9 protein-coding genes are annotated in these 8531 nt (G+C 29.8%); 6 read left to right on the top strand and 3 right to left on the bottom strand.

Translation table 11 applies throughout. The features are described 5' to 3' along the window. The 6 genes from ACHZC3_RS09705 to ACHZC3_RS09680 all read left to right on the top strand — a co-directional run. Positions 1–451, top strand: a 451-nt coding sequence (locus ACHZC3_RS09705) for a cbb3-type cytochrome c oxidase subunit II (RefSeq protein WP_394759665.1), incomplete at its 5' end; no start/stop codon positions are given. A 13-nt stretch (positions 452–464) separates the two neighbouring features. Continuing rightward, complete coding sequence (locus ACHZC3_RS09700) at positions 465–656, top strand: CcoQ/FixQ family Cbb3-type cytochrome c oxidase assembly chaperone (protein ID WP_394759664.1); 192 nt, start codon at positions 465–467, stop codon at positions 654–656. A gap of 6 nt (positions 657–662) precedes the next feature. Beyond that, a complete protein-coding gene (locus ACHZC3_RS09695; protein WP_394759663.1) occupies positions 663–1550 on the top strand; it encodes a cbb3-type cytochrome c oxidase N-terminal domain-containing protein in 888 nt (295 codons plus the stop codon). Positions 1551–1603: 53 nt separating this feature from the next. Next, on the top strand, positions 1604–3022 hold the full coding sequence (ccoG, locus tag ACHZC3_RS09690; RefSeq protein ID WP_394759662.1) for a cytochrome c oxidase accessory protein CcoG: 1419 nt from the start codon (positions 1604–1606) through the stop codon (positions 3020–3022). A 20-nt stretch (positions 3023–3042) separates the two neighbouring features. Continuing rightward, complete coding sequence (locus ACHZC3_RS09685) at positions 3043–3492, top strand: FixH family protein (protein WP_394759661.1); 450 nt, start codon at positions 3043–3045, stop codon at positions 3490–3492. 34 nt (positions 3493–3526) lie between these two features. Continuing rightward, complete coding sequence (locus ACHZC3_RS09680) at positions 3527–4228, top strand: sulfite exporter TauE/SafE family protein (RefSeq protein WP_394759660.1); 702 nt, start codon at positions 3527–3529, stop codon at positions 4226–4228. Positions 4229–4240: 12 nt separating this feature from the next. Here the strand turns inward: ACHZC3_RS09680 and hemN are convergent, their stop codons facing one another. The 3 genes from hemN to ACHZC3_RS09665 form a co-directional block, all read right to left on the bottom strand. Further along, complete coding sequence (gene hemN, locus ACHZC3_RS09675; protein WP_394759659.1) at positions 4241–5605, bottom strand: oxygen-independent coproporphyrinogen III oxidase; 1365 nt, start codon at positions 5603–5605, stop codon at positions 4241–4243. 151 nt (positions 5606–5756) lie between these two features. Beyond that, entirely contained in the window at positions 5757–6503 is a 747-nt protein-coding gene (locus ACHZC3_RS09670) for a response regulator transcription factor (protein WP_394759658.1), read from the bottom strand. Then, the gene (locus ACHZC3_RS09665; RefSeq protein WP_394759657.1) at positions 6496–8142 is read right to left on the bottom strand and encodes a histidine kinase dimerization/phosphoacceptor domain -containing protein; all 1647 of its coding nucleotides are present in this window, start codon (positions 8140–8142) and stop codon (positions 6496–6498) included. The genes ACHZC3_RS09670 and ACHZC3_RS09665 overlap by 8 nt, the downstream gene beginning before the upstream one ends. Positions 8143–8531 lie beyond the last annotated feature (389 nt).

Below are 8531 nucleotides of genomic sequence, written 5' to 3'. Positions count from 1 at the left end.
TGACCATCCATTTTTGTGGGGTTCTAAACGTACAGGCCCCGATTTATTGAGAGAGGGAGGGAAATACAATGACAATTGGCATTTCAATCACTTCTGGAGTCCTCAAAGTATTTCGTCTGGTTCTATTATGCCAAGTTATAAATGGTTGTTCGATAACGAGGCTATGGATATTTCATTAACACAGAAAAAAATGAAAGCCATGGTAGCATTAGGAGTTCCATATACAGACTATGAAGTAGCTAATGCAGAAAAAGTATTAAGAATGCAAGCGTTAAAAATCGAAGAAAATTTGAAAGCTGATCCTGATTTTGTAAAAAGTTATGAGAAAAGCAAGAAAAAAGCTCAAGCAAGAGGAGAAAAATTTGTTCCAATGAATGAAAGAGAAATCGTTGCAATGATTGCTTATATACAAAGACTAGGAACTGATATTAAAGTAAAAGATAATAATTAAAACCAAAATAATTATGTTCGAACAAATAAAACACAATATGGAAAACATCGCAGGTGTGGCCATATATCCAATTCTTTCTTTATTAATATTTTTCCTCTTTTTCGTAGGATTAAGCCTTTGGGTTTTTTCTTATAAAAAAGAAAAAATAAATGAATTAAGTAATATTCCTTTTGGAAATGAAAATTTAAATGACATACAAAACTAATTAAATATGAAAAAATATTTTCCAGTATATGTAAGAGTTCCATTAGTACTTGCTTTATTCTTTATGGCAATTGAATACTTTGTAGACTCAGGTGATAGTCCGGCATTTATAAAATATCCAATAATTTCTGTCATATTATTACTATTTATTTTGTTACAAATTGCTTTCGAGTTAATTTATGAAGCTACGAATAACATTCTTAATGAATTGCTTACAGAAGAGCAACGCAAACAAAAAGAAATAGAAGAAAGTCAATCTTTTACAGAAAAAGCCTTCTATAAAAACTGGATGCAAAAATTAACACGTACAAGAAGCATAGAAGATGAAAAGGAATTATTATTAGCACATGACTATGATGGCATTAAAGAATTAGACAATGTATTACCTCCTTGGTGGGTTTATTTATTTTACGCTTGCATCCTTTTTGGAGTTGTTTATCTTGTGAAATTCGAAATCATGGGTGCACCAAACCAAGAAATGGAACTACAAAATGAAATGGCTCAAGCCAAAATAGAAGTAGCAGAATATATGAAAACAGCTCCGGATATGATGGACGAAAAATCGGTAATTTTATTAACCGATGCAACTACTCTAGCAGAAGGAAAAGCCATATACACTACTAATTGCGTAGCCTGTCATAGAGCAGATGCTGGTGGACAAATTGGACCAAACTTAACAGATGATAAATGGATTCTTGGTGGTGGTATTAAAAATCTTTTTCACACCATCACAAATGGAGGTCGAGATGACAAAGGAATGATCGCCTGGAAAGGAAACTTAAAACCTAAAGAAATTCAAAAAGTAGCCTGTTATATTATTTCATTAAAAGGAAGTAATCCTTTAGAACCAAAACCACCCGAAGGAGAAGTTTGGGTAGATACTGTAGCTAAATAAATTATCTGTATAACATTTAGCTATCTAAAATAGTTTAAATAAATTTAACCAAAATGTCAAAAATATCTGACGAATCTTTTAGAGATACAATTGGGACTATAGATGAAGAAGGCCATAGAAAATTTCTTTTTCCAAAAAAGCCCTCTGGCAAATTTTATGATTACAGAAAGTGGATTAGTTATTTTTTATTGATTGTTTTAGTTGCCAATCCGTTTGTAAAAATAAATGGCAATCAGTTTATGATGTTTAATATTTTAGAACGTCGTTTTAATATTTTCGGATTCCCTTTTTGGCCACAAGATTTCTATTTATTTGTCCTGTTCATGATTGTCGGAGTAGTTTTCGTCATTCTGTTTACAGTAATTTTTGGACGAATATTCTGCGGTTGGATTTGTCCGCAAACCATATTTTTAGAAATGGTTTTTCGCCGAATAGAATATTGGATAGAAGGAGACCGTGGCTCGCAAATCAGGTTATCGAAACAAGAATGGAATGCAGAAAAAATTAGAAAAAAAGGAATAAAATGGTTTCTTTTTTTAATCATATCTTTTTTTATTGCCAATGTTTTTCTTGCATACATAATTGGCAGTGATGAATTGCTAAAAATTATTGAAGAAAATCCTGAAAACAATACAAGTACATTAATATCATTATTAATCTTTACAGGGGGTTTTTATTTTGTTTTTGTCTGGTTTAGAGAACAAGTTTGTATTATTGCTTGTCCTTACGGACGATTGCAAGGTGTACTTTTAGACAACAAATCTATAAATGTAGCTTACGATTTTGTTCGAGGAGAAAAAGAATTAGGTCGAGCAAAATTTAATAAAAAGGAAGACCGAGAAACTACTGGAAAAGGAGACTGTATTGATTGTTTTCAATGTGTAAATGTTTGCCCAACTGGTATAGATATTCGAAACGGAACACAATTAGAATGCATCAATTGCACAGCTTGTATCGATGAATGTGATACTATTATGAAAAGTGTTGGTTTGCCAAAGGGATTGATAAGATATGCATCTGGGGACGAAATCGAGAAAAAATCTAAGTTCAAGTTTACTACTAGAATGAAAGGTTATACGGCTGTTTTAGCAATTTTAATTGGAATATTAACAGGATTACTATTTTTAAGAAATGAAGTCGAAACAGTTATTTTAAGACTTCCTGGTCAGTTGTATGAACATAAAGGAAATAATATTAGCAATATTTTCACTTTTAAAATCATTAATAAAACCAATAATGATTTTAATGACATTCATTTCAAACTACATAATATAAAAGGAACTATAAAAGTAGTTGGAAAACAAGATTTTATAGTAAAAAAACAAGCCATGAATGAAGGCACATTATTCGTAGAAATCAATGAGTTTTTATTAGAAAATGATAGAACAAAAATTAAGGTTGATGTTTACAATGGAAATGAAAAAATTGAAACGACAACCACAAGTTTTTTAAGTCCTAGAAGTTTTGATTAACTATTAAAAAAATGAAGAATATGAAAATTAATTGGGGAACAGGAATTGTCATCGCTTTTGCGTTATTTATGAGCTTTATTTTATATTTTGTTTTCAAAGTTCAATCGAATTCAAAATATGACAATGAGTTAGTTGTAGAGGAATACTACAAACATGATGCAAAATTTGGAGAAGAAATGCTAAGAATTCAAAATGCACAGGATTTAAAATTAAAACCCATAATAACGGTGAATTCTGATACGATTTCAATTGAATTTCCGTCAGTATTTATCTCAAAAGACATTAAAGGAAAAGTGTCCCTTTATAGACCGTCTAACAAAAAATTAGATTTCGAAATTCCAATTTCTTTATCTAGTTCTACTTTACTCATACCTAAACAAAGATTGGTAGGCGGTCGTTGGGACATTAATATGGAATGGCAATACAATGGAAAATTATATTTAACAAAAGATGTTATTTATTTGAAATAAGATTTCAATCTTAAATCGTTAATCTTAAATCTAAATGCTATACACTGCTTTTATTTTCGGTCTAATATCTTCTTTACACTGCATAGGTATGTGCGGACCAATTGCTATGATGTTACCTGTAGATAGAAATAATCCCACAAAAAAAGTGACACAAATAATAACCTACCATCTAGGAAGATTATCTGCATATGCAATCATTGGATTGGTTTTTGGATTACTTGGTAAAGGTTTTTTTCTTGCTGGATTTCAACAAAAATTATCAATATTTATTGGATTTGCAATGATTTTGACAATTCTAATTCCAGAAAAGGTTTTTATGAAGTATAATTTTTCGAAACCAATTTTTAGATTAATATCTAAAATAAAAACGACGCTAGGAAATCAATTTAAAAACAAAAGTTACAAATCCTTATTCACAATAGGTTTACTAAATGGCTTTTTACCTTGCGGAATGGTTTACGTTGCTCTATTTGGTGCAATTGCTATGCAAAGTGCAGGCTTTGGTATTTTGTATATGTTTTTATTCGGATTAGGAACTGTCCCTTTGATGAGTAGCGTAGTTTATTTAAATTCATTTTTAACCATTCCTATTCGGAATAAAATACAAAAAACAATTCCTTATGTGGGCGTTTGTATTGGTTTGCTTTTTGTATTAAGAGGTTTAGGATTAGGAATTCCTTATGTTTCTCCAAATAACATGAGCTTGTTTATTCAATCAACTCCTAATTGTCATTAAACTAGTTTCTATTTAAATCGTCATCGAAAACAACTCCGTTTCAGGTGCTTTTCGTTTTAATCTTAAGTCGAATGCCATACAAATATTACGTACGTAGGGTTTTCCTGCTTCAGTAACTTCGATTGTATTTTTATTTATAATTAAAAAACCGTCTTTTTCCATTTCTTTTAGTTGTACTAAAACTTCTGGTATTTCTTTAAAATAACTAGATTCGTTTTCCCAAGAAGTTTTAAATTGACACATCAAATTTAATATATGTTTTCTAATAATTAAATCTTCATCAGTTAGTAAATGCCCTCTCAAAATAGGTAGTTTATCTGATTCGAGCATCTGGTAATAGGATTCGAGGTCTTTAGCATTTTGAGCAAAACAATACCAACTATCACTTATAGACGACACTCCCAAACCAATCATTAGTTGTGTTTTTGAAGCACTATAACCCATAAAATTGCGGTGTAATTTTCCGTTTTCAAAAGCATTATATAAACTATCTGATTTTAAAGCAAAATGATCCATTCCAATTTCGTGGTAACCATTTTTATATAATGATTGTTTACCTATTTCATATAATCTTCTTTTTTCATCATCTTTAGGAACATCTTCATCTTTAAATCCACGTTGCCCATTTCCTTTTATCCAAGGCACGTGAGCATAACTGTAAAATGCCAATCGATCAGGCAGCAATGATTTTGTTTTTTCAATAGTATCTATAACATTATCTAGTTCCTGAAAAGGTAATCCAAAAATCAAATCATGTCCAATAGATGTATATCCAATTTCTCTAGCCCAAAAAGTAACTTTTGCTACGTTTTGAAATGGCTGAATTCTATGAATCGCCTTTTGAACCTTTTCAGAATAATCTTGAACACCAAAACTTACTCTTCTAAATCCTAAATCATATAGTGTTTGTAGATGTTCTCGTGTCGTATTGTTTGGATGCCCTTCAAAACTAAACTCGTAATTTTCAGCTTTACTAGCATGACAAAAAATACCGTTTATTAAACTTTCTAAATTTTCTGTAGAAAAAAAGGTAGGTGTTCCTCCGCCTAAATGAATTTCTTTTATAATTGGTTTAGCGTCCAATATTTTACAATACAACGACCATTCTTTTAGAATGGCTTCTATATAATTTTTTTCGACAGCATGATTTTTTGTAATTCTCTTATTACAACCACAAAAAGTGCACAAGCTTTCGCAAAATGGTAAATGTATATATAGGCTAATTCCTTCGGTAGTATTACTTTCGTCGAATGATTTTTTTAATGTTTCGTTCCAAAGTTGTTGAGAAAAATTATTTTCATCCCAATACGGAACGGTAGGGTAACTGGTGTATCTTGGACCAGGAACATTATATTTTTGAATTAAAGAAACTGACATAAGTATAATTTACATGTCAAAAATAAAGTACCCAAAAATTAAAAGAAATGATAATTGTCATATTACTAAAAAACACAACTATTTTTATAAAAAAAAGACTGCTTATTACAGCAGTCTTTTTCGTTATTTATTCTTGTAACCAACTTAAATCTTATTTGTTAATTGATGTTTTTTTTCTATAATTCTCGGGAGTATCTTCTACTATTTTCTTAAAAGCTAGAAAAAAATTGCTATGGCTTTCAAAACCTAAATCAAAAGCAATTTCGTTAATAGGAATATCCGTTTCTTCCAATAGTGACTTTGCTTTATCCATTTTTCTGGACAGAATATATTGGTAAGGAGTTACATGTAGATACTTGGAGAAAAGCCATATCAAATGATCTGTTTTCCATTCGGTTAGTGCTACCAGTTCGTGAATTTCGATCTTTTTATCAATATTTGAATTTATATAATTAACCACTTTTCTAATTCGCTGTGGCACAAAATCTTTTTCATTTTCATTATTGCGAGCAGCATCAATTTTTTTGTGGTAATAATTATTTAAAACCACCGATATAGTTACTTTTAAATCTTCGTCTTTAAAAGGTTTTACCAGATAGCCGTGTGGTCTAGTTGCATTTACTTGATCTATAGTTGCTTTGTCAGCATAGGAGGTAACATATATATAAGGTATTGTATCTTTTTGTAACAAGTAGTGCCCTAAATGTGTACCGTCTTTGCTTTTATTCAAATTAATATCTATTAAAACTAATATGGGCTGTTGCTCTTCTATACATACAATGGCTTGTTCTACCGATGTTATATCGATAATTACCTCAAAACCCAACTTTTCTAGTGTGCCTTGCATGTCTAGAGCAATTAAGAGTTCGTCTTCTACAATGAGTATTTTATTATTCATTTGTGTGGTTGTTATTGGTAAATTGTATTATAAAATGGGTGCCAGAGTCGTTTTTGATTTCCATCACACCGTTAATTTGAGAAACAAGCAGCTTTACTATTTTTAAACCTATACTTGTGCCGTTTTCAGTATTATTGGCAATGCCTACGCCGTTATCGCTAATTATTAAATGGTGTAAACCTTCTTTATAAAACAACTTAATTTTTATGATGCCTTGTTCTTTGCCTACAAAAGCATGTTTGAAAGCGTTTATAACCAACTCGTTTATAATAAGTCCTAACGGGATTGATGTTTCTATATCAAAATGGGCATTCTCTATTTCGGTTTCTATTTTTATATCACTTTGACCTGAAAAGGAACTTAGTAACGAACTGCTTAACCTGTTTATATACTCCTCAAAATTTACATAATTTATATTTTCTGACTCATAGAGATATTCGTGAATTAACGCCATAGATCGTATGCGGTTTTCGCTAATTTCTATAAAATTCTCAATAGATAATTTTTTGCTATCTCGGGCTTGTATTTTAAGCAAACTAATAACAAGTTGCATATTATTCTTAACCCGATGGTGAATTTCTTTGAGTAAGGTTTCCTTTTCTATTAGGGATTTTTTTACCAGTAACTTTTCACTTTCAATAACGAGGTTTTTTGTTTTTACTGCTTTGTAGTTTTTTACATAAAACAACAAGAATAAAAAAGCAAAAAATAAAGCAACGGAAACAAATAATAGATTTTCACTTTGCTTGATTTTTTCTTTTAAATCAGATTTTTTTTCTTGCACTAAAACGGCAATATTCTTGTCTTTTAGCGCTACATCAAAATCTGTTTGTAACTCAAACACTTTTTCATTGTTGAGTTTTGTTAAATTATCAATTTCTAACTCCGTCTTTTTTTTATGATAAAAAAGTGCTTTTTCAAAATTCCCTAATCGTTCTTCTATTTTTGCAACCTCGTCGTATAAAACAATGTTTGGATAAGTAGGATATATTGAATCTCTAAAAATTAATGCTTTGTTAATATAACTTTGTGCTAGTACTTTATTATTCAAATCAAGGTGAATTTTACTTAAAAGGATAAAACAATCTATTTTTTTTTCTACAATAGTATTTTTTTTATCAATTACTTTTTTAATGTAATATTCTGCTGCATCATACTGCTTTAAATGAAAATAGGAATTCGAAATATTATATAAAATTAAATTGTATTGCCATATATGCGTTTTGTTTTTACTTAATATAGTTTTGTAATTTTTTAGACTTAATTGAAGCGCTTCTTTATAATGACTTGTTGCATTTAACATATAAGCCTTTTTAGCTTCCATTAAAAAGAGAACTTCAGGTGGAGCATTTTTTACAGCAAGATCAATATAGTACAATGCTTTCTCCTTTTGTCTCAGTTTTCTATAAACCATAGAAAGCCTTTCGTAAAAAAGAGCATTTGCTTGAGACCTTTTTTGTGAAAGGTACGGAACTGTCTTTTTATAATAGCGAAGCCCAGATTGTATAGAATCTTGGTATATGTAGGAATGAGCGATTTTTGTATAAAAAGTAGAAACTACCGTATTTTCTTGAGTTAAAGCTAATTTTAAATTCTTTTTTAAAATATTTTTAGTTTTTTCAATCTCACTAAATTGCACGTAACAATCTGAGGCTCTAATAACAGCAGAAAGATACGTTAGTGTATCTCTGTTTTTTTTTAAATAAAACCTGACACTTTAAGGCAAGTGATAATGATTGTTTGTATTTATCTTGATTAAAATATACAACAGACTTGTTTAAATAATAATGCCCTAATGCTCCAGTACTATTTGTTTTTTTTTAAAATTGTTAGTAATTTTTCGTTGCAAGCATTTAGTTCAGTACTGTTGCTATTTCTATAAATGCTACATAGTGCCAAATAGTGTTTAATTTTTTCTTGATCCTTATTTTCATTATCAATTAAAACATACAAGCTGTCTAGACTTTTTTGAGACTCGTTTTGGGAGAAACAAAAAGTTGCATTGATAACAAAAATTAAAATGAAAAA

The organism is Flavobacterium sp., assembly GCF_043720215.1.
Taxonomy (GTDB): Bacteria; Bacteroidota; Bacteroidia; order Flavobacteriales; family Flavobacteriaceae; genus Flavobacterium.
This window is presented reverse-complemented; position numbering and strand designations above follow the sequence as displayed.

Excerpts from the sequence above, each read along its gene's own strand:
- ACHZC3_RS09700 (WP_394759664.1), top strand. The coding sequence starts at position 465 with ATGTTCGAACAAATAAAACACAATATGGAAAACATCGCAGGTGTGGCC.
- ACHZC3_RS09695 (WP_394759663.1), top strand. The coding sequence starts at position 663 with ATGAAAAAATATTTTCCAGTATATGTAAGAGTTCCATTAGTACTTGCT.
- ccoG (WP_394759662.1), top strand. The coding sequence starts at position 1,604 with ATGTCAAAAATATCTGACGAATCTTTTAGAGATACAATTGGGACTATA.
- ACHZC3_RS09685 (WP_394759661.1), top strand. The coding sequence starts at position 3,043 with ATGAAAATTAATTGGGGAACAGGAATTGTCATCGCTTTTGCGTTATTT.
- ACHZC3_RS09680 (WP_394759660.1), top strand. The coding sequence starts at position 3,527 with ATGCTATACACTGCTTTTATTTTCGGTCTAATATCTTCTTTACACTGC.
- hemN (WP_394759659.1), bottom strand. The coding sequence starts at position 5,605 with ATGTCAGTTTCTTTAATTCAAAAATATAATGTTCCTGGTCCAAGATAC.
- ACHZC3_RS09670 (WP_394759658.1), bottom strand. The coding sequence starts at position 6,503 with ATGAATAATAAAATACTCATTGTAGAAGACGAACTCTTAATTGCTCTA.